Raw genomic sequence first — 19,407 nt, forward strand, 5'->3', positions numbered from 1 at the left:
GGTTAGGCGGTGGGGTTGGGAGTGGGGGGTCGGGGTTGGGAGTGGAGGGTCGGGGTTCGGGGTTCGGGGTTCGGGGTTGAGTATGTGGCGGGGCGGGGGGACCGGGGCGAGCGGCATAGGGAGGGCAGGCGGGCCCGCCCTCCGGTGGCGGTGGACGCCGTTACGCGCGCAGGCGCAGGCCCCGGGGCGTGGCGTGGAAGCCCGCTCCTTCCAGGAGAGGGGCGAAGGGTGAGGTCAGCGCGGCGAAGCCGTTGACGCGCTCCACCGTGACCGTGCCCAGGGAGCCCGCTCGGGCGGCTGTGGCCAGGGCCTCGGCGGCCGCGTGCAACCGGGGGTCTTCGGTGATCGGCTCCTCGGGGGCGGCGGGCCAGGCCAGGAGGGTCTTGCCGCCGCGCTCCATGTACAGCGTCAGTTCGCCGTCGACCAGGACGACGAGGGAGCCCGCCTTGCGGCCCGGCTTGTGGCTCGCGCCGGTCGGCGGCTCGGGCCAGGGCAGCGCGGCGCCGTACGCGTTGGCGGGGTCGGCGGCGGCGAGGACGACGGCGGCCTGGGCTTCGGAGGGGCGGGAAGTGTCCGTGCGCTCCCGGGAGTTCGCCGTGGCACGCAGGCGGTCCACGGCGCCGTCCATCGCGAACTGGGCCGCGCCGAGCCCTTCCACGACGTAACCCCGCCGGGCCTGCCCGCTGTCCTCGAAGACCGACAGGACGCGGTACGTCGCCGAGAAGCCGCCCTCCACACCTTCGGCGGCCACCGCGCCACGGGTGACCACGCCGTGCCGGTCCAGCAGGGTGCGGGCCAGGGCGTGGGCCCGCAGTGTCGGGTCGGGCTCGCGGGGCGGGAGCAGTGACCAGCGGCCCGCGACCGTCGGGGGGCCGGTGCGGGAGGCGGTCCGGGCGGCGGCGGTCAGCGTGCCGTAGCGCCCGCGCGGGATGCCCCGCTTGGCTCGGTGAGCCGTGGCGCCCGCGGTGCGGCCGGAGCCGAGGAGCGCACGCATCGGGGCGAGCGTGTCGTTCGTGAGCCGCCCCGACCACGCCAGGTCCCAGATGGCGTCGGCCAGTTGGGGATCGGAGGCCTCGGGGTGGGTGGTGGCGCGGACCTGGTCGGCGATCTGGCGGAAGAAGAGGCCGTAGCCCCCGGAGAGGGTGTCCAGGACGGACTGGTGCAGGGCGGTCAGCTCCAGGGGGTGCGGGGGTGGCAGGAGGAGGGGGGCTGTGTCCGCGAGGTAGAGGGAGACCCAGCCGTCCTTTCCGGGCAGGGATCCCGCGCCGGCCCAGACGACCTCACCGGCCGCGGTCAGTTCGTCGAGCATGGCGGGGTTGTAACCGGCGACGCGCGACGGCAGTACGAGCTTCTCGAGCGCGGACGCCGGGACGGTCGCCCCCTGCAACTGCTCGACGGCGCGCGCCAGGCCGTCGACGCCACGCAGGCCGTGGCCGCTCAAGTGCTGCCACTGGGGCAGGAACTGGGCGAGCGCCGACGGCGGAACCGGCTCCAGCTCGTGCCGCAGCGCCGCCAGGGAGCGGCGGCGCAGGCGGCGCAGGACCGCCGCGTCGCACCACTCCTGGCCGATTCCCGCGGGATGGAACTCTCCTTGTACGACGCGGCCGTTCGCCGCGAGGCGTTGCAGCGCGCCCTCCGTGACCGCCGCTCCGAGGCCGAAGCGGGCGGCGGCGGTGGCGGTGGTGAACGGGCCGTGGGTGCGCGCGAAGCGGGCGAGGAGGTCGCCGAGGGGGTCCTTGACCGGCTCGGTGAAGGCCTCGGGGACACCCACGGGCAGGGCGGTGCCGAGGGCATCGCGCAGACGGCCCGCGTCCTCGATCGCCGCCCAGTGATCGGCCCCGGCGATCCGGACCCGGATGGCCCGGCGGGCGGAGGCCAACTCCGCGGCCCACTCGGGCTCGGCGCCGCGCTCGGCCAACTCGTCCCCCGTGAGCGGCCCGAGGAGCCGCAGCAGATCGGCGACGCCTTCGGAGTCCTTGATCCGGCGGTCCTCCGTGCGCCACTGGAGCTCCTGCTCCAGCTCCGTGAGGACGTCCGCGTCGAGCAGTTCGCGCAGCTCCGCCTGGCCGAGCAGCTCCGCGAGCAGATGGGAGTCCAGGGACAGCGCTGCCGCGCGCCGCTCGGCAAGGGGCGAGTCGCCCTCGTACAGGAACTGGGCCACGTACCCGAACAGGAGGGAGCGGGCGAAGGGCGAGGGCTCGGGGGTGGTGACCTCGACGAGACGGACGCTGCGGGACTCGATGTCACCCATCAGTTCCGTGAGGCCCGGTACGTCGAAGACGTCCTGGAGGCATTCCCTCACGGCCTCCAGGACGATCGGGAACGAACCGAACTCGCTCGCCACTTCGAGCAGCTGCGCGGCGCGCTGGCGCTGCTGCCACAGGGGGGTGCGCTTGCCGGGACTGCGGCGCGGCAGAAGCAGGGCGCGGGCGGCGCACTCCCGGAAGCGGGAGGCGAAAAGGGCCGAGCCGCCCACCTGGTCGGTGACGATCTGATTGACCTCGCCCTTGTCGAAGGCGACGTCACCCGCGCCGATGGGGGCCTTCTCCGCGTCGTACTCCACGGCGGGCCCGGTGGGATCGGTGGGGTCGGTGGAAGCCTGGTCGAGCAGGTCCAGGCCCATCAGGTCGGCGTCCGGCAGGCGCAGCACGATGCCGTCGTCCGCGTGCATGACCTGCGCGTCCATGCCGTACCGCTCGGTCAGGCGGGCGCCGAGGGCGAGGGCCCACGGGGCGTGCACCTGCGCTCCGAAGGGGGAGTGCACGACGACCCGCCAGTCGCCCAGCTCGTCGCGGAACCGCTCGACCACGATCGTGCGGTCGTCCGGGATGTGCCCGCACGCCTCGCGCTGCTCCGCGAGGTACGACAGGACGTTGTCGGCGGCCCAGGAGTCGAGGCCCGCGGCGAGCAGCCGCACGCGCGCGTCCTCCCGCGAGAGCGCGCCGACCTCCCTGAGGAAGGCGCCGAGCGCGCGGCCCAGCTCCAGCGGGCGGCCCAGCTGGTCGCCCTTCCAGAAGGGCAGGCGGCCCGGGACACCGGGGGCGGGGGAGACCAGCACGCGGTCGCGGGTGATGTCCTCGATGCGCCAGGAACTCGTGCCGAGCGTGAAGACGTCGCCGATCCGCGATTCGTACACCATCTCCTCGTCGAGCTCTCCGACGCGGCCGCCGCCCTTCTTCGGGTCCGCGCCCGCGAGGAAGACCCCGAAGAGGCCGCGGTCGGGGATCGTGCCCCCGGAGGTGACCGCGAGGCGCTGCGCGCCGGGCCGCCCGGTGACCGTGCCCGCGACGCGGTCCCAGACCACGCGGGGGCGCAGCTCCGCGAAGGCGTCGGAGGGATAGCGCCCGGCGAGCATGTCCAGGACGGCCGTGAACGCGGACTCCGGGAGCGAGGCGAAGGAGGCGGCCCGGCGCACCACCGTGAGGAGGTCGTCGACCTGCCAGGTGTCGAGGGCGACCATCGCCACCAGCTGCTGCGCCAGCACGTCCAGGGGATTGGCGGGGACGCGCAGTGACTCGATGGAGCCGGTCCGCATCCGCTCTGTGACGACGGCCGCCTGGACGAGGTCCCCGCGGTACTTGGGGAAGACGACTCCGGTGGAGACCGCGCCCACCTGGTGGCCCGCACGGCCCACGCGCTGGAGCCCGGAGGCGACGGACGGCGGCGACTCGACCTGGACGACCAGGTCGACCGCGCCCATGTCGATGCCCAGCTCCAGGCTGGAGGTGGCGACCACGGCCGGCAGCCTGCCCGCCTTCAGGTCCTCCTCGACCTGGGCGCGCTGCTCCTTGGAGACCGAGCCGTGGTGGGCGCGGGCCAGCAGCGGCGGGGCGCCCTTGGCGGCACCGGACTCGGCCATCAGCTCCGCCGGGGAGTGGTCCTCGGGGAGGGCCTCGCCCGTCGCTCGTTCGTACGCGATCTCGTTGAGGCGGTTGCACAGGCGCTCGGCGAGGCGGCGGGAGTTGGCGAAGACGATCGTCGAGCGGTGCGCCTGGACGAGGTCGGTGATGCGCTCCTCCACGTGCGGCCAGATCGACGGACGCTCGGCTGCCGCGCCCGTGCCGTCTCCGGAGTCGGCGACCGGGGAGCCGCCCAGCTCTCCGAGATCCTCGACCGGGACGACCACCGAAAGGTCGAACACCTTGTCGGAGGGGGGCTGGACGATCTCCACCTTGCGCTTGGGGGAGAGATAGCGCGCGACCTCGTCCACCGGCCGGACCGTCGCCGAGAGGCCGATGCGGCGCGCGGGCTTCGGCAGCAGCTCGTCGAGGCGCTCCAGGGACAGCGCGAGATGGGCGCCGCGCTTGGTGCCCGCCACGGCGTGCACCTCGTCGAGGATCACCGTCTCGATGCCCGTGAGCGCGTCCCTCGTGGCGGAGGTGAGCATCAGGAAGAGCGACTCGGGGGTGGTGATCAGGATGTCCGGCGGACGGGTGGCCAGGGCGCGCCGCTCGGCGGGCGGGGTGTCGCCCGAACGGATGCCGACGCGCACCTCCGGCTCGGGCATGCCGAGGCGCACGGCCTCCTGCCGGATGCCGGTCAGGGGGCTGCGCAGATTGCGCTCCACGTCGACCGCGAGGGCCTTCAGCGGGGACACGTACAGCACCCGGCAGCGCTTCCTCGGGTCCGCGGGCGGCGGGGACGAGGCCAGCTGGTCGAGGGCGGCCAGGAACGCGGCCAGGGTCTTGCCGGAGCCCGTGGGCGCGACGACGAGCACGTCGGAACCCTCGGCGATCGCGCGCCACGCCCCGGCCTGGGCGGAGGTGGGCGCGGAGAAAGCCCCCGTGAACCAGCCGCGGGTCGCGGGGGAGAACTCGTCGAGGGCGCCGTGGGCACTGGACGCGGAGCTGACCATGACCCCATCGTGCACCCCGCCACTGACATCGGCGTCGACCTGCGGAAACGGTGTCGCGCGCACGTCGCAGAATGGAGGCATGGCAGGTTCGGCGGAGCAGGCCCGGCACTGGCGGTACGCGGCGCTGCCCGGCGTCGACCTGCTGCGGGCGCGCTACATCCACAAGACGTTCGTGCGGCACACCCACGAGCATTTCGTGATCGCGGGGATCGCCGAGGGGGTCGACGTCTTCCGCCACGGCGGCGCCGACCAGCACGCGGGGCCGGGCACCCTCGCCCTGGTCAACCCCGACACCCCGCACACGGGCCGGGCCGGTGTACCGGAGGGCTGGCGGTACGGTGCCGTCTACCCGGCGCCGGAGGTGGTCGCCGGTATCGCCGCGGAGACCACCGCGTTGCGGGGTGCCCCCGGGTTCGTCCGCCCGGTGCTCGACGATCCGCACGCCGTCGCCCTCGTCCACCGGGTGCTGCGCGCGGCGGAAGAGGGCAACGCGCTCGCCGCCGACACCCTGCTGAGGGTGGCGGTGACGCGGTTGCTGCGGCTGAACGGAGGACGGTTGCCGCAACGTGCCGTGCGCACCGCCGGTGCCGGTACCGCGGCACGCGCGCGTGCCGTCCTCGAAGAGCGCCTCGCGGATCCGCCGAGCTTGTCGCGGCTCGCGGCCGACCTCTCAGTGAGCCCCTTCGCCTTGCTGCGCGCCTTCCGGGACGCGTACGGCATGCCGCCGCACGCCTGGCTCACCGACGCGCGCGTGCGCCGGGCGCTGCGTCTCCTGGACGCGGGAACAACGCCCGCCGACGCCGCCACCGCCGTGGGCTTCACCGACCAGCCGCACCTCAGCCGGCACTTCACCCGGATCGTGGGCGTGCCTCCAGGGGCGTATCAGCGCGAGCGCAAGAACGTACAAGACCGGTGGCGGCAGCGCTCGTAGGGTCCAGGGCGTGGAGAACAGGTGACGCCCACGGGCACGGACGACGGAACCAACGAGGGGAGCAGGGGCGGCGACGGCGGAGCAGGGGGAGCGCACGCGCGGGACGGGCGGGCCCCGAGCAAGCGCGACGCGACCGTCGTCCGCGACGCCCTGGGCGTCGGGGTCGCCGTCGGACTCTCCGGCTTCGCCTTCGGAGTGACCTCGGCGGGCAGCGGCCTCACCGTGCTCCAGAGCTGTCTGCTCAGCCTGCTGGTCTTCACCGGAGCCTCGCAGTTCGCCCTTGTCGGGGCGCTCGCGGGTGGCGGCAACCCCTTCACCGCCGCCGCGGGCGCCTTCTTCCTCGGCGTGCGCAACGCCTTCTACGGGCTGCGTCTGTCGCAGCTGCTCGCCCTCCCGCGCGCGGTGCGGCCGCTCGCCGCGCACTGGGTCATCGACGAGACCGCGGCCGTCTCCCTGGCGCAGCCCACGCGGCGAGCCGCCCGCATCGGCTTCACGGTCACCGGACTGAGCCTCTACGTCCTGTGGAACGCCACCACGCTGCTGGGCGCGCTGGGGGCGGAGGCGATCGGCGACACCGACGTGTGGGGTCTGGACGCGGCGGGGCCCGCTGTCTTCCTGGCGCTGCTCGCGCCCATGCTGCGTACGGCGGCGGACCGCTCCGTCGCCGCCGTCGCGGTCGTTCTGGGGCTCGGACTGCTGCCCTTCCTGCCGACCGGAGCGCCGGTTCTGGTGTCCGCTCTCGCGGTGCCGATCGTCCTCTCCGTAGAGGGCCGAAAACTCCGGGCGGGGCGCAAGCACGAAGAGGGCCATGACATGCACGAAGAGGGCCGTGACATGCACGAAGAGGGTGGCGACATGCACGAAGAGGGCCCAGAGGAACCTGACGTCCCGCGGAGGGAGGACCCGTGAGCATCTGGATCGCGATCGGCGTGACCGTCGTCGGCTGTTACGTCGTCAAACTCGTCGGCCTCCTGGTGCCCGCGGGCGCCTTGGAAAGGCCACTCGTCAAGCGGGTGGCGGCCCTGGTCCCCGTGGCCCTGCTGGCGGCTCTCACCGCCCAGCAGACCTTCGCCGAAGGCCGGGTGCTCCTCCTGGACGCCAGGGCGGCAGGGCTCGCCGCGGCCGCCCTGGCGCTGCTCCTGCGCGCCCCGTTCCTCGTCGTCATCGGCACGGCAGTGATCGTCACGGCCGGGCTGCGGGCGCTGACAGGCTGACGGAAAGGCCGTCAGCCGATGGGCCGCCCGTACGCCCGTAGCGTGCGCAGCGCCTCAATGGTCACGATCGGACGCGACTCCAGGGCCGTGCCCGGCGCCCACTGCCGCCACCGGACGGGCCAGCCGCCGTCCTCCTGCTGTTCTGCCGCCAAGAAGTCCAGCGAGCGTTCCATCTCGGCATCGGTGAACCACTCGCGCGCGAGCGAATCGGGGGCCTTGGCGAAGTCGTGCGCGAAATGGTGCTCGCCCGGCGCGTACCCCGGCGACACCGGATACGCGTCCAGATCGTCCGGGTCCAGGGCCGCGAGGCGCTGCTCGCGCACGAGGCGGCCGAGACGGTCGGCCGTGGCCCGCGCGCGCGAGCGGTCGGGTACGCCGTCCAGGAAGGCGACGGCCGCCTGGATCTCGTACGGATGGGACTTCTCGAGCGATTCGACGGCGGCCCAGCAGAAGTCGGTGGCCCGGAACAGCCAGGCGTGCCACACCTCGTTGCGGTGCAGCAGACCCACCACCGGCCCGGTGGCGAGCAGCTCGCCGGGCGGGTCGTCCACGACCGGCACGAAAGGCGCCGAAGGGTAGCCGCGCTGGCTGGGATGGATCGCGGGGAGGGCGCCCTCGGGCGTCGACACCGACGTCAGATAGCGGCACACGCGCTCCACCCGCTGCCCGCCGCAGCGCCGGATCGCGTCCAGGACCCGCAGCGCGTGCCCGGTGTGCAGCGGCTGGCTCACGGGGCCGCGCAGATCGGGTTCGAGCGCGTAGCCGTACCCGCCGTCAGGGGTGTCGTAGGCGGCGAGGGCGGTCTCCACCGCGTCCGCCGCCCGACGGCTCTCATCGAGGAAGTGGTACGCGAACCGTCGCTGCTCGAGTACGCGCGCGGTGAGCCAGACGAAGTGCTCGGCGCGGGCGACCGGGGAGGACGCGCCATCGGGGGAGGGCACTGGGTCGGGGGATGCTCCGGTTTCGGCCATGCTTCGACCGTAGGGCGGAAAGCGTTCTCGACAAGCCCCCTGTGCGGGGCTGCACTCTCAGGGGCGCGATACTGAAGGCATGCGGTTGACGGTCTTCTGGCAGCGGATGGCGGCTCACTTCGGAGCGGGGTACGCCGACTCCTTCGCGCGCGATCACGTGATGGCGGAACTGGGCGGCCGTACGGTCCACGAGGCACTGGACGCGGGCTGGGAGGCCAAGGACGTCTGGCGCGCGGTCTGCACGGCCATGGACGTACCGGCCGAAAAGCGCTGACTACGGAAGGCTCGCCGCCGTCGGAGGGCGCCACGCGCGCGTGAGCAGTGGTGCACGCACGGGTAGGCCGTGGGGGTTCCGTACGCACAGGCCGTCCCAAGATTGTGAGCAGGCCGTCCCAAGATGCGGGGGCGGCGGCTTATTGTCGGCGGCGTGGGTGAGACTGGGCCCGTGGCATCCACAGACGAGACCGCGCAGGTCACCCAGGACAACGCTCCACTCGGCACGACGCCGCCCGCGCAGCCCCCCGCCGGGGCCGAGGCAGGACGTGGCGCCCGCATGCCGCGCTGGCTGCCGCGTGCCATGGTGCTCGCCCTCGCGCTCATCGCCTGCTTCCAGCTGGGCAGTTGGGCCTTCCATCAGCTGACCGGACTGTTGATCAACGTCCTGATCGCGTTCTTCCTGGCGCTCGCCGTCGAGCCGGCGGTGAGCTGGATGGCGGCGCGCGGGCTGCGCAGGGGCTTCGCCACGTTCCTCGTCTTCATGGGCGTCGTGATCGCGAGCGCGGGCTTCGTCACGATGATGGGGTCGATGCTGGCGGGCCAGATCGTCGACATGGTCGAGGACTTCCCCGACTACCTCGACAAGGTCATCAGCTGGATCAACCAGACGTTCCACACGGACCTCTCCCGCGTCGAGGTGCAGGACAGCCTGGTCCATTCCGACTGGCTGCAGAAGTACGTGCAGAACAGCGCCAGTGGCGTCCTGGACGTCTCCGCGCAGGTCCTCGGCGGCCTCTTCCAGCTCCTGACGATCCTGCTGTTCTCGTTCTACTTCGCGGCCGACGGGCCGCGGCTGCGGCGCGCGCTGTGCTCGGTGCTGCCGCCCGCCAAGCAGGCCGAGGTGCTGCGCGCCTGGGAGATCGCTGTCAACAAGACCGGTGGCTACCTCTACTCGCGCGGCCTGATGGCGCTGATCTCCGGGGTCGCCCACTACATCCTGCTCCAGACGCTCGACGTCCCCTACGCGCCCGTGCTCGCGGTGTGGGTGGGCCTGGTCTCCCAGTTCATCCCCACCATCGGCACGTACCTGGCGGGCGCCCTGCCGATGCTGATCGCCTTCACGGTCGATCCCTGGTACGCGCTCTGGGTGCTGATCTTCGTCGTGATCTACCAGCAGTTCGAGAACTACGTGCTGCAGCCCAAGCTCACCGCCAAGAGCGTCGACATCCACCCCGCGGTCGCCTTCGGCTCGGTCATCGCCGGGACGGCGCTGCTCGGGGCCGTCGGGGCGCTCATCGCCATCCCTGCCATCGCGACCCTTCAGGCCTTCCTGGGGGCGTACGTGAAGAGGTACGACGTCACGGACGACCCCCGGGTGCACGGGCACCGGCGCCGGGTCGGACCGACCCTCCTCGCGCGCGTGCGGCGCGCTCTGCGAGGGCCGAACAACCCCGACGCGGCCGCGGAGGCCGAGACACGGCCGAAGCCCGACGGGCGTCTGTAGCGCGCAGGACGCCCCCAGGGCACAGGACGGAACCGCGCTCACAGCGGCAGCGACCGCACCTCCGCCTGGGGGAGCTTGGCCCACCAGTAGTGGTGGCGGCTGTAGACCTTCGTATCGCGGCCGGCGAGGAGCGCGGCCAGGGAGCGGGCCTCCGCCGCGAGTCCGTCCCAGGTCTCGGGCGACAGGGGGTGGAAGGCCGTGGCCTCGACGCGGCCGTCCACCTGCCGCCACACCCCGGCGACGTGGCCGTCCACCAGGAGGGTGGGCAGCACGTCGCCGTTGTTCCGGATCACCAGGGGACGGTAGGCCGGGGGTATCACCCGTCCGCGGTCGGCGTAGGCCAGCAGCACGCTGTCCCACATCGCCATGAGCCGGGGCGGGGCCGGGGCGTCCGCGTCCGGCCGCGGGGCGCCAGGGAGGTCGTACAGCGTGCTGCCGTCCGGCCCCCGGAGAGTCTCGACAGCGCCGTCCAGGGCGTGCAGCGCCGCGCGTACGGGAGCCCGCCGCACCATGGAGAACTGAGCCACGTCCGCCACGGAGGCGGGGCCGAACCCCGCCAGATAGCGCAGGATCAGGGCCCGCAGCGCCTCAGGCTCCACCGTCCGCCCCACGGGCGGCGGACCGGCCTCTGCCGCCACGAAGGACGGCCGTACGCCGAACGACCAGGGCGCGTCGGTCGGGGCGTGCTGGAGGGGTGCGTACGCCTTCAGGCCCCACCACGCCCCGTCCGCCTTCTCGGCACCGAGCCGCTCCTCGGCCCACGCCTGCATCTCGGCCGAGGTTCTTGGGCGGGCGGCGTAGGCCAGCAGCTCCGGAACCAGCTCCTCGGCGTCCGCGGGCGTCAGGCCCGCGGCGGCGAAGCGGGAACCGAGCCGGGAGCCGTACAGGGTCGGCTGCATCGCCCCGCGGAAGTCCTGGTAGTCGTCGGCGTGTACGGCGTGCAGGGTGATCCGCATCAAAGTCGCCTTGACCACCGAGCGCCCCGCGAAGGCGGCGTCGAGGTCGGCCGGAGCGAAGCCTGTGAGCCGGTTCCAGAGGGCGAGGTACGGCGAGGCCGGGTGCTGCGCCTGGAGCGCGACCACGCGTCGTATCCCGTCCTGGACGGTCAGCGGTTCACGCTCCAGCAGCATCTGGCGGCTGAGGGTGGCCCGGTTGAGTTCTCCCGCGGTGATCATCACAGCGGGGATTGTGCCTCGCCCTTCGCACTTCGAGCAGGGGGATCAGCTGGAAACGGTGGCGGCGGGCGGAGTCCATCGATGGGTCGGGGGCACTGTGTTCGAGATGCCGTACTCCTTCTTGAGCTGCTCGGGGATGGCGTAGTGCATCACGCGTCCGCGCGTGAGGGACGACAGCTCGAAGACGGCGGTGAGGTGGCCGAGGCGGTCCAGGGCCCAGGCGCCGAGGGGTGAGCGGTCCTCGATGGTCTCCAGGACGCCCAGGAGGTGGGGGACGGCCTTGACGACGGTGTCCCAGGGGGTGCGGGGCACCTGGAGCCAGTCGGCGCACGTGTCGCCGACCAGGTGGCGGATGAGGGCGGAGATGATCGGGTCGAAGAAGGTGCCGGGCACGACCTCTTCGTAGAGGTCGATGAGTTGCCGGGTGAGGTGCGTTCCCTCTTCGGAAGGCCCCATGTGCCGGATCATGTACAGGTCGAGGAACTCGCGGGCCTCGTCGAGCGTCTTGGGGACGGCGTCCTGGTCGATGCCGAGCATGGCGCCGACCACGCGCCAGGCGTAGTAGTAGGCCTCCGCGCCTTCCGTCGACATGTGGATGCCGAGGCGGTGCAGGCTGTCCAGCACGAGCAGGGAGAAGAACATCTGCCCGCCGATCATGTCCTCCTGACAGATCGGCGTGCCGAGCGCGGCGGTGTCCCACTGGTTCTCGCGTTCGAGGTGGTGGCGGATGGAGGCGTGCAGGAGGCGGACCTTCTGGGCGGCGGGGATGAAGCGGCTGCCGGCCTCGAAGGCGTCGGGCTGCATCAGGTAGACGGTGAACTGTCCGGTCTCGGCCATCCGTTTGGAGGGGTACTTCAGCCCATGGGTCGTCGACAGGAGCTTCGCCACGTGCGGGACTACGTAGCAGGCGGGCATGGAGGCGAAGGACAGCGCGGTGGAGACGTGCACGTTGTTGTCGATGAAGAACAGCCGAGCCTTCTCCATCTCCCCCCAGTCGACCCAGGCCGGCGGGACACTCGTGGCCTGGAGGTACTCCCGGGCGACATCGGGCAATCCGTCCGGCAGTGGAGCGCCCGCTGTGGAGACGTAGCGCATCAGGGTGTTGAACTTGCCCACCTCCCCGCGTTCGAAGAGGGTGGCGACGGTGGCGTCGGCGAGTTCGTCACCGCTCCGTCGCAGGGCGTCCATCGAGGCCTCGGTGTAGGTCATGGCAAAGCTCCTTGTCATCCACGCCGGGTGGCGCACGACAGGCGGGGGAGGGTCCGGCCGAAGAGGGTGCACGCTTGTGCCGCCCGGGGCGCGAGGGTCAGGACAGGCGGGCCGCCGCAGAGTGCGCCAGCGCGGTCAGGGCGGTGGCGGCATGCGCGGGTATATCCAGCTCATGGAGGGTGTCGAGGGCTTCCTCGACGCGCAGGGCGATCATGTCCTCGACGCGGTCGGGTGTCTTCAGGCGGCGCATCACTTCGCGCACCGCGTGCAGGCCGTTGTCGTCCAGGTCGTGTCGGCCCAGGAGGGCGCGGAGCTGCTCCCGCTCGTCGTCACCGGCCAGCCGCCAGGTCTCTGCCAGCAGGGCCGTGGGCCGGTGGCCGCGTACGTCGTCGGCGTTGTCCTTGCCGGTGCGTTCCGGGTCTCCGAAGAGGCCCAGCAGATCGTCCCTCAGCTGGAACGCCTCGCCCAGGGGCAGCCCGTAGGCGGAGTAACCCTCGCGCAGCCGCCCGCCGGCCCCGGCCAGGGCGCCGCCGATCAGCAGGGGCTGCTCGACGGTGTACTTGGCGGTCTTGTACCGGATCACCTTCAGTGACGCCGTGACGTCCGGCTCCGCTCCGGTACCCAGGATCTCCAGGCACTCGCCCGCGATCAGCTCACGGGCCAGCGCCGACCACAACGGGCGGGCCCGGGCCAGATACGCGGCGGGCAGACCGCTGGTGGCGAACAGCTGTCCGGCCAGCCCCATCAGCAGATCCCCCACCAGCATCGCCAGCGACCTGGCGGCGTCCACGGCGCACGGGCGATGGCGCACCGCACCGCGCAACGCGATGTGCGCGGTGGGCCGGCCGTGCCGTAACGCGCTGTCGTCGATGAGGTCGTCGTGCACGACCGCGGCGGCGTGCACCAGCTCCATGGAGGCCGCCGCCCGCATCAGAGCGTCGCTGTCCGGCTGCCCCGCCGCACGCCAGCCCCAGTAGCAGAACGCCGCCCGCAGCCGCTTGCCGTCCGTGACCGCGGCCTCCAGTTGTTCGGCCACCGGTCCCAGGGCCGGGTCGATCGCCGTGAACCGCTCGGCCTCCTGGGCCACGAACGGGCGCAGCACCTCGTCGACGCGGGTCTTGAACGCGGCCGGCTCCCACCGGTCAGTGCTCATCGGCGGCCCGCCGAGCCAGGGCGTGCCGGGCGAGGATCTCCAGATGTGCCGGAGGCGCGGCCGCGTACCGGTCCAGCGCCAATCGCCCGCGTGCCATCAGATCATCCTGGGCCTCCGCCGCCAGTTCCGCGGTGTCCGCGCGGCGCAGCAGGCCCCGCACCGCCCCCAGGGCCGTACCCGCCATGCTCACCGCCAGATCGGCCAGCCCCGCCGCCACCAGGACCGCCTGCTCGTCCAGGCCGCCGCGTCGTCCCGCTGTCTCCCGCATCACGCCACCCCACGCCAGCACCACCGGACGGCGCCGGTCGCACGCCGTTCGTCCCAGCATCACGACATCCCGGGCACGGAAGCGGAGGAAGTCACTATCGAGTGATCACCTCGTTCGAGCGTACGGATCGCTGTGGCGGGCCGGGGTGGACGGCGGGTGCGACGGCTGTGGCGGGTGCGGCGTGCCGCGCTTGACACTGAAATCGAACATCTATTCTTATGGGGTGTCCGGCGGTGATTTTCCGGGGGTGCGAGGGGGGATCCCCGCCGCGCTCCGGAGGATTTCAGTGAGGGATGGCCTCGAGTTATCCACAGGCTGGACGGGCGTCGGGGCGGATTGTCAGTGGCAGGCGTTAGCGTCTTTGACGTGAAGCGATCGACTCAAGCAAATCGGGTGGAACCCATGGCAGGAACCGACCGCGAGAAGGCGCTCGACGCCGCGCTCGCACAGATTGAACGGCAATTCGGCAAGGGCGCAGTGATGCGCATGGGCGAGCGTCCGAACGAGCCCATCGAGGTCATCCCCACCGGGTCGACCGCGCTCGACGTCGCGCTCGGCGTCGGCGGCATCCCCCGCGGCCGTGTGGTGGAGGTGTACGGACCGGAGTCCTCCGGTAAGACGACCCTCACGCTGCACGCCGTGGCCAACGCCCAGCGGGCAGGCGGCGCGGTGGCCTTCATCGACGCCGAGCACGCCCTCGACCCCGAGTACGCGAAGAAGCTCGGCGTCGACATCGACAACCTCATCCTGTCCCAGCCGGACAACGGCGAGCAGGCTCTCGAGATCGTCGACATGCTGGTCCGCTCCGGCGCCCTCGACCTCATCGTCATCGACTCCGTCGCCGCCCTGGTGCCGCGCGCGGAGATCGAGGGCGAGATGGGCGACTCGCACGTGGGTCTCCAGGCCCGCCTGATGAGCCAGGCGCTCCGGAAGATCACCAGCGCGCTCAACCAGTCCAAGACCACCGCGATCTTCATCAACCAGCTCCGCGAGAAGATCGGCGTGATGTTCGGCTCCCCGGAGACCACGACCGGTGGCCGGGCGCTGAAGTTCTACGCCTCGGTGCGGCTCGACATCCGCCGTATCGAGACCCTGAAGGACGGCACCGACGCGGTCGGCAACCGCACGCGCGTCAAGGTCGTCAAGAACAAGGTCGCGCCCCCCTTCAAGCAGGCCGAGTTCGACATCCTCTACGGCCAGGGCATCAGCCGTGAGGGCGGCCTGATCGACATGGGCGTGGAGAACGGCTTCGTCCGCAAGGCCGGCGCCTGGTACACGTACGAGGGCGACCAGCTCGGCCAGGGCAAGGAGAACGCCCGCAACTTCCTGAAGGACAACCCCGACCTCGCCAACGAGATCGAGAGGAAGATCAAGGAGAAGCTGGGCGTCGGCGTGAAGGCCGAGGCTCCGGCCGCCGAGCCGAGCACGGACGCGGCGGGCGCGGCCGCTCCGGCCGAGGACGCCGCCAAGGTGGTGCCCGCACCGGCTGCCGCCAAGGCCACCAAGTCCAAGGCCGCGGCGGCCAAGAGCTAGTCCGTGACGCGACGAACCGACTGGGCGGACCACACCGCCCCCGAAAGCCGCCCCGGCGCCGCGGGGCGGGGCCACGGGGGCGGTGTGGATCAGAGCGGCGCCCACCAGGACGACGGCAGTGGCTTCCGGGAGGACGGACGCGACTCCTGGGAGGGCGGCCGTAGCTCCTGGGAGGGCGACGGGACCGGCTCGCGGGACGGTGACGCCTCCCGCGAGGACGGCACCGGCCGGAGCCGCGGCCGCCGACGGCGGCGCGGCGGTTTCGGCGACCACCAGGACAGCGGCCCCCCTTCCTCGTCGAGGGCCGAGAAGGGGGAGCCGCCGACGGGGGATCCGGCTGAGCGGGCGCGGGCGATCTGTCTGCGCCTGCTCACCGGTACGGCGCGCACGCGCAAGCAGCTCGCCGACGCGCTGCGCAAGCGGGAGATCCCCGATGACGTGGCGGAAGAAGTCCTCTCCCGCTTCGAAGAGGTCGGGCTGATCAATGACGGCGCCTTCGCGGACGCCTGGGTGGAGTCCCGGCACCACGGGCGGGGCCTGGCCCGGCGCGCGCTCGCCCGGGAGCTGCGCACCAAGGGCGTGGAGTCCACGCTGATCGACGAAGCGGTGGGGCAGCTCGACCCGGAGCAGGAGGAGGCGACCGCGCGCGAGCTCGTCGCCCGCAAGCTCCGCTCCACGCGCGGCCTCGATCGCGACAAGCGGGTGCGCCGCCTCGCGGGCATGCTCGCCCGCAAGGGTTACGGGGAAGGCATGGCGCTCAGCGTGGTCCGGCAGGCCCTCGCGGAAGAGGGCGAGGACACGGAGGACTTGGGGTACGAGGCGTTCTGAGCGGGCCGCTCCCACGGGGGTGGGGCGGCATCCAGAACGGTCCACGTACCCCAACTCGCGCTCCGCGGGGTGGGGTTAACCCCCCTGCGGAGACGCCGGACCACCGCAGTGCACAGGCATGTGTGCACAGGCGACTGTGTACGCATGGCACAGGAACCCGGCACCACTGATGCGGCGCAGGCCCAGGACTCGGACTCCGGCTCGGGCTCAGGCGCGGGCTCGGACACCGGCACGGCTCCGGGGCGGGCGTCGGCGTCGGCCACAGCCCGGCCACCGTCCGCCCCGCCTCCCGAAGAGCTGACCGACCTCCGGCTGCTCAAGGCGCTCGCGCAGCCGCGACGGCAGCAGATGTTGCAGCACCTCACCGTGCACGGCCCGGCCACCTCGGCGACGCTGGCCAGGGCCCTCGGCCTCAATACCGGCGCCACCAGTTACCACCTGCGCGAGCTGGCCCGCTACGGCTTCGTCGAGGAGGCGCCCGGCTCCGGGCACGGACGCGAGCGCTGGTGGCGGGCCGTCCCCGGCGACCGGCGCTTTCCGCCGCGCAGTGCGCAGAGCCCTGAGACGCGGCGCGTCATGGACCACCTCAACCACCTCTCGTACGCCGCCGACCTCGACCTCTTCGAGCGGTTGCAGCGGGAGGGCGGCGCCGAACTCGGCGAGTGGGCCGACGCGTTCCCCTGCTCGCGCGGCACGATCCGGCTGACCCTTCCCGAACTCCGTGAGTTCTTCGAGGAGTACATCGCGCTGCTCAACCGCTACAAGCGGCCCGCCGCGGACACCCCGGCCGACGCCCGCACGGTACTGACCCGCTTCCTGGCCTTCCCCGCGCCCGTCGCGCCCATCGCGCCCGCCGCACCCATCGAGCCGGACGCGCCCGCCGCGCCCGCCTCCGCCTCCGACAACCGAAAAGAGACCGAGCCCTCATGATGCTGCGCTACGCCCTGCAGACGGTCCGGGACCGCAAAGGCGGATTCCTGGGCGCCTTCCTCGCGCTGATGTGTGCCGCCGCGCTCATCACGGCGTGCGGCACCCTCCTGGAGACGGGCCTGCGCGGCACGATCAAGACCGAGCGTTACGCCGCCGCGCCCGTGATCGTCTCCGCCGACCAGAACGTCCACCAGACCACGGTCAAGCACAAGAAGGGCAAGACCAAGGTCAAGCACAAGGCGAAACCGATCGCCGAGCGGGCCTGGCTGTCGGCCGACGACATCGAGGGCAGGCTCAAGAAGGCACCGGGCGTCAGAGCGATCGTGCCCGAACTGACGTTCCTCGCCCAGCCGTTGACGCCCAGCGCCGCGATGGACGAGGACAGACCCGCGTACGGACATGCCTGGAGTTCCGCCGCCCTGACCCCTTTCCGCCTCGTCGACGGCAGCGCCCCGCACGCGGCCGCTGATCTCGTCATCGACCGTGATCTCGCCGACCGCGCCGGGCTGAAGCCCGGTGACCGGCTCACCGTCCAGTCCACGCAGAGCCCGCGCAGTTACCGCGTCACGGGCATCGCCGCTCCCGAGCACGGCTCCCTCGCCCACCAGACCTCGCTCTTCTTCTCCTCCGGAGAGGCCGAGCGGCTCGCCGCGCACCCCGGAAAGGTCAGCGCCTTCGGCGTCATACCGGTCCGGGGCACCGAGGTCGCCGACCTCAAGCAGGCCGTCGAGCACGCACTCGACGGCACGACAGCGCAGGTCAACTCGGGTGACGGCCGTGGCCCCGTCGAGTTCCTGGACGCAGCGGGTGCCCGCGTCAAGCTCGTCAGCATGGGCGGCGCGATGGGCGGCACCTCTCTGCTCGTCGCCATCCTCGTGGTCGTCGGCACCTTCGCGCTCTCCGTGCAGCAGCGCCACCGCGAGCTCGCCCTGCTGCGCGCCGTCGCCGCGACGCCGAAGCAGATCCGCAAGCTGCTCGGACGCGAGGCACTGCTCGTCGGCGCCGCGGCGGGCGTCGTCGGCTCGCTCGCCGGGATCCCGCTCGGCGGCTGGCTGCACGGCCGGTTCGTGACAGCGGGGGCCATCTCCGCCACCCTCGAACGCACCGTCAGCGTCTTCCCGCCCCTCGCCGCCATCGGCGCGACCCTGCTCGGCGCCTGGGCCGCCGCCCGCATCGCCGGGCGCCGGATCGTCCGGATCCGCCCGGCCGAGGCCCTCGCCGAGGCGCGGGTCGAACGGGCCCGGCCCGCCTGGAGCCGTGTGGTCGCCGGTCTCGTCTTCCTCGTGGGCGGCGTCGTCCTGGTCGCCGTGCTCAGCGTGCTGCGCACCGAGGCCGCTTCGACTCCCGTGACGTTCCTGGCCGTCGTGGTCTTCGCCTGCGCCATCGCGCTCCTCGGCCCGTTCGTCGTCCGGGCCGCGGCCGCGCTGCTGAGCGGCCCCCTCCGGCTGACCGGACCGGCCGGCAAGCTCGCCCACGCCAACCTGCGCGGCAACGCGGTCCGGATGGCCGCCGTCGTCACCCCTCTCGCCCTCCTCACCGGCATGACCTGCACGGTCCTCTTCGTCCAGCCCACCCTCGGCGACGCGGCCCGCGCCCAGGCCCGCGACGGCATCCGCGCGAACTGGGTGCTCGCCGCGCAGGGCCCGGGCGTCCCGGCGCAGGCCGCGCGGGACGTTCGTACGATCGAAGGTGTCGAGGCCGCCACCGAAGTCGTCCGCACGACCGTGCGCGTGGGGCTCGACAAGTACCCGGCGCAGGGCGTCACTCCGGAAGGCCTCACCCGGACCTGGGACCCGGACGTCACCGCGGGATCACTGAAGGGCTTCGACGAGGACAGCGTCGCCGTCAGCGAACTGGCCGCCGACCAGCTCGGGCTGAAGCCGGGCAGCACGCTCAAGTTCACCCTCGGAGACGGTACGAAGGCCCGGCTCACCGTCCGTGCCGTGTACGCCCGCGGGCTCGGCTTCGGCGATCTGACCATGGCGCACGGCCTGGTCGCCCGCCACGTCGACAACCCGCTCGCCGCCACGGTCCTCGTCAAGAGCAAGCTCAAGAGCACCCCCCAAAGTGATCCCAAGAGCGACCGTACGCAAGAACAACTCGCGGCGGCCGTCGCGAAGTTCCCGGGCGTGAGGGTGCTGGACCCGGCAGTCTTCGACGGGCTTCAGGCCGAGCGACAGCAGGCCAACGCCGAGGTGAACCACCTCGCCATGGGGCTCGTCCTGGCCTTCACCGCCATCGCCGTCGTCAACACCCTCGCGATGTCCGTGTCCGAGCGCATCCGCGAGTTCGCGATGCTCCGGCTCGCGGGCGCCACGCGCCGCCAGGTGCTGCGCATGCTGCGCACCGAGGCGCTGGCGGTCCTGCTCATCGGCGCCGGGCTCGGCAGCGGGGTGGCGCTCGCCGTCCTGACCGCGTTCAGCGTCGGCATGACGGGCAGCGCGGCCCCGGCGGTCACCCCACTGGTGTACGTCTCCGTGGTCGCCGTCGCCGGAGTGCTATCCCTGGTGGCGACCGCGCTGCCGGGCCGCGCCGCTCTGAGGCCGCTCCCGGTCACCGTGGCGACGGCGAAGGAGTAGGGGAGTAAGGCGGGTAAGGGGCAGTACGCAAGGGTGGGCGC

At 72.5% G+C, this 19,407-nt stretch carries 15 protein-coding genes; 9 read left to right on the forward strand and 6 right to left on the reverse strand.

The genetic code is table 11. The features are described 5' to 3' along the window. Positions 1 to 160: 160 nt before the first annotated feature. Positions 161 to 4,855 (reverse strand): DEAD/DEAH box helicase, encoded by a 4,695-nt coding sequence (locus DMA15_RS27735; RefSeq protein WP_125515462.1) that lies wholly within the window; start codon positions 4,853 to 4,855, stop codon positions 161 to 163. 79 nt (positions 4,856 to 4,934) lie between these two features. Between DMA15_RS27735 and DMA15_RS27740 the strand changes: the two genes are divergently transcribed. The 3 genes from DMA15_RS27740 (at position 4,935) to DMA15_RS27750 (ending at position 7,000) form a co-directional block, all read left to right on the forward strand. Then, the gene (locus tag DMA15_RS27740; protein WP_125515463.1) at positions 4,935 to 5,786 is read left to right on the forward strand and encodes an AraC family transcriptional regulator; all 852 of its coding nucleotides are present in this window, start codon (positions 4,935 to 4,937) and stop codon (positions 5,784 to 5,786) included. Between the two features lie 150 nt (positions 5,787 to 5,936). After that, positions 5,937 to 6,695: an AzlC family ABC transporter permease gene (locus tag DMA15_RS27745; RefSeq protein WP_240660268.1), complete on the forward strand. Its 759-nt coding sequence runs from the start codon at positions 5,937 to 5,939 to the stop codon at positions 6,693 to 6,695. Beyond that, positions 6,692 to 7,000 (forward strand): AzlD domain-containing protein, encoded by a 309-nt coding sequence (locus DMA15_RS27750; protein ID WP_125515465.1) that lies wholly within the window; start codon positions 6,692 to 6,694, stop codon positions 6,998 to 7,000. The genes DMA15_RS27745 and DMA15_RS27750 overlap by 4 nt, the downstream gene beginning before the upstream one ends. Before the next feature lie 11 nt (positions 7,001 to 7,011). On the opposite strand, the gene DMA15_RS27755 is transcribed toward DMA15_RS27750, so the two are convergent. Then, positions 7,012 to 7,971 carry a hypothetical protein gene (locus DMA15_RS27755; protein WP_125515466.1) on the reverse strand — a complete coding sequence of 320 codons (960 nt, stop codon included), beginning with the start codon at positions 7,969 to 7,971 and terminating at the stop codon, positions 7,012 to 7,014. A 79-nt stretch (positions 7,972 to 8,050) separates the two neighbouring features. Between DMA15_RS27755 and DMA15_RS27760 the strand changes: the two genes are divergently transcribed. Both DMA15_RS27760 and DMA15_RS27765 read left to right on the forward strand, forming a co-directional pair. Next, the gene (locus DMA15_RS27760; protein ID WP_030778522.1) at positions 8,051 to 8,245 is read left to right on the forward strand and encodes a DUF3046 domain-containing protein; all 195 of its coding nucleotides are present in this window, start codon (positions 8,051 to 8,053) and stop codon (positions 8,243 to 8,245) included. 279 nt (positions 8,246 to 8,524) lie between these two features. After that, positions 8,525 to 9,691: an AI-2E family transporter gene (locus DMA15_RS27765; RefSeq protein WP_125518035.1), complete on the forward strand. Its 1,167-nt coding sequence runs from the start codon at positions 8,525 to 8,527 to the stop codon at positions 9,689 to 9,691. A gap of 38 nt (positions 9,692 to 9,729) precedes the next feature. Here DMA15_RS27765 and DMA15_RS27770 read toward each other — a convergent pair whose 3' ends face one another. From DMA15_RS27770 to DMA15_RS27785, 4 genes are all read right to left on the reverse strand, one after another. Then, entirely contained in the window at positions 9,730 to 10,869 is a 1,140-nt protein-coding gene (locus tag DMA15_RS27770; protein ID WP_125515467.1) for a winged helix DNA-binding domain-containing protein, read from the reverse strand. Positions 10,870 to 10,911: 42 nt separating this feature from the next. Continuing rightward, positions 10,912 to 12,075 carry an oxygenase MpaB family protein gene (locus tag DMA15_RS27775; RefSeq protein WP_125515468.1) on the reverse strand — a complete coding sequence of 388 codons (1,164 nt, stop codon included), beginning with the start codon at positions 12,073 to 12,075 and terminating at the stop codon, positions 10,912 to 10,914. Between the two features lie 97 nt (positions 12,076 to 12,172). Beyond that, a complete protein-coding gene (locus tag DMA15_RS27780) occupies positions 12,173 to 13,228 on the reverse strand; it encodes a polyprenyl synthetase family protein (RefSeq protein WP_125515469.1) in 1,056 nt (351 codons plus the stop codon). After that, positions 13,218 to 13,496, reverse strand: coding sequence for a polyprenyl synthetase (locus DMA15_RS27785; protein WP_125518036.1), 279 nt, complete (start codon positions 13,494 to 13,496; stop codon positions 13,218 to 13,220). Before DMA15_RS27785 ends, DMA15_RS27780 begins: the two co-directional genes overlap by 11 nt. 402 nt (positions 13,497 to 13,898) lie before the next feature. Here DMA15_RS27785 and recA point away from each other — a divergent pair, with 402 nt between their 5' ends. From recA to DMA15_RS27805, 4 genes are all read left to right on the forward strand, one after another. Then, positions 13,899 to 15,029: a recombinase RecA gene (gene recA / locus DMA15_RS27790; RefSeq protein ID WP_125515470.1), complete on the forward strand. Its 1,131-nt coding sequence runs from the start codon at positions 13,899 to 13,901 to the stop codon at positions 15,027 to 15,029. 3 nt (positions 15,030 to 15,032) lie between these two features. Then, positions 15,033 to 15,857, forward strand: coding sequence for a recombination regulator RecX (gene recX / locus DMA15_RS27795; RefSeq protein WP_125515471.1), 825 nt, complete (start codon positions 15,033 to 15,035; stop codon positions 15,855 to 15,857). A gap of 144 nt (positions 15,858 to 16,001) precedes the next feature. Continuing rightward, entirely contained in the window at positions 16,002 to 16,787 is a 786-nt protein-coding gene (locus DMA15_RS27800) for a helix-turn-helix domain-containing protein (RefSeq protein ID WP_125515472.1), read from the forward strand. Continuing rightward, the gene (locus tag DMA15_RS27805; RefSeq protein ID WP_125515473.1) at positions 16,784 to 19,366 is read left to right on the forward strand and encodes an ABC transporter permease; all 2,583 of its coding nucleotides are present in this window, start codon (positions 16,784 to 16,786) and stop codon (positions 19,364 to 19,366) included. Before DMA15_RS27800 ends, DMA15_RS27805 begins: the two co-directional genes overlap by 4 nt. Positions 19,367 to 19,407: the final 41 nt, after the last annotated feature.

This window comes from Streptomyces sp. WAC 01529 (assembly GCF_003945545.1).
In the GTDB taxonomy this organism is placed as follows: domain Bacteria; phylum Actinomycetota; class Actinomycetes; order Streptomycetales; family Streptomycetaceae; genus Streptomyces; species Streptomyces anatolicus.

Coding starts and splice junctions, on each gene's coding strand:
- DMA15_RS27780 (WP_125515469.1), bottom strand. CDS start 13,228: ATGAGCACTGACCGGTGGGAGCCGGCCGCGTTCAAGACCCGCGTCGAC.
- DMA15_RS27775 (WP_125515468.1), bottom strand. CDS start 12,075: ATGACCTACACCGAGGCCTCGATGGACGCCCTGCGACGGAGCGGTGAC.
- DMA15_RS27785 (WP_125518036.1), bottom strand. CDS start 13,496: ATGCGGGAGACAGCGGGACGACGCGGCGGCCTGGACGAGCAGGCGGTC.
- DMA15_RS27765 (WP_125518035.1), top strand. CDS start 8,525: ATGCCGCGCTGGCTGCCGCGTGCCATGGTGCTCGCCCTCGCGCTCATC.
- DMA15_RS27805 (WP_125515473.1), top strand. CDS start 16,784: ATGATGCTGCGCTACGCCCTGCAGACGGTCCGGGACCGCAAAGGCGGA.
- DMA15_RS27755 (WP_125515466.1), bottom strand. CDS start 7,971: ATGGCCGAAACCGGAGCATCCCCCGACCCAGTGCCCTCCCCCGATGGC.
- DMA15_RS27760 (WP_030778522.1), top strand. CDS start 8,051: ATGCGGTTGACGGTCTTCTGGCAGCGGATGGCGGCTCACTTCGGAGCG.
- DMA15_RS27800 (WP_125515472.1), top strand. CDS start 16,002: ATGGCACAGGAACCCGGCACCACTGATGCGGCGCAGGCCCAGGACTCG.
- recA (WP_125515470.1), top strand. CDS start 13,899: ATGGCAGGAACCGACCGCGAGAAGGCGCTCGACGCCGCGCTCGCACAG.
- DMA15_RS27740 (WP_125515463.1), top strand. CDS start 4,935: ATGGCAGGTTCGGCGGAGCAGGCCCGGCACTGGCGGTACGCGGCGCTG.
- DMA15_RS27735 (WP_125515462.1), bottom strand. CDS start 4,855: ATGGTCAGCTCCGCGTCCAGTGCCCACGGCGCCCTCGACGAGTTCTCC.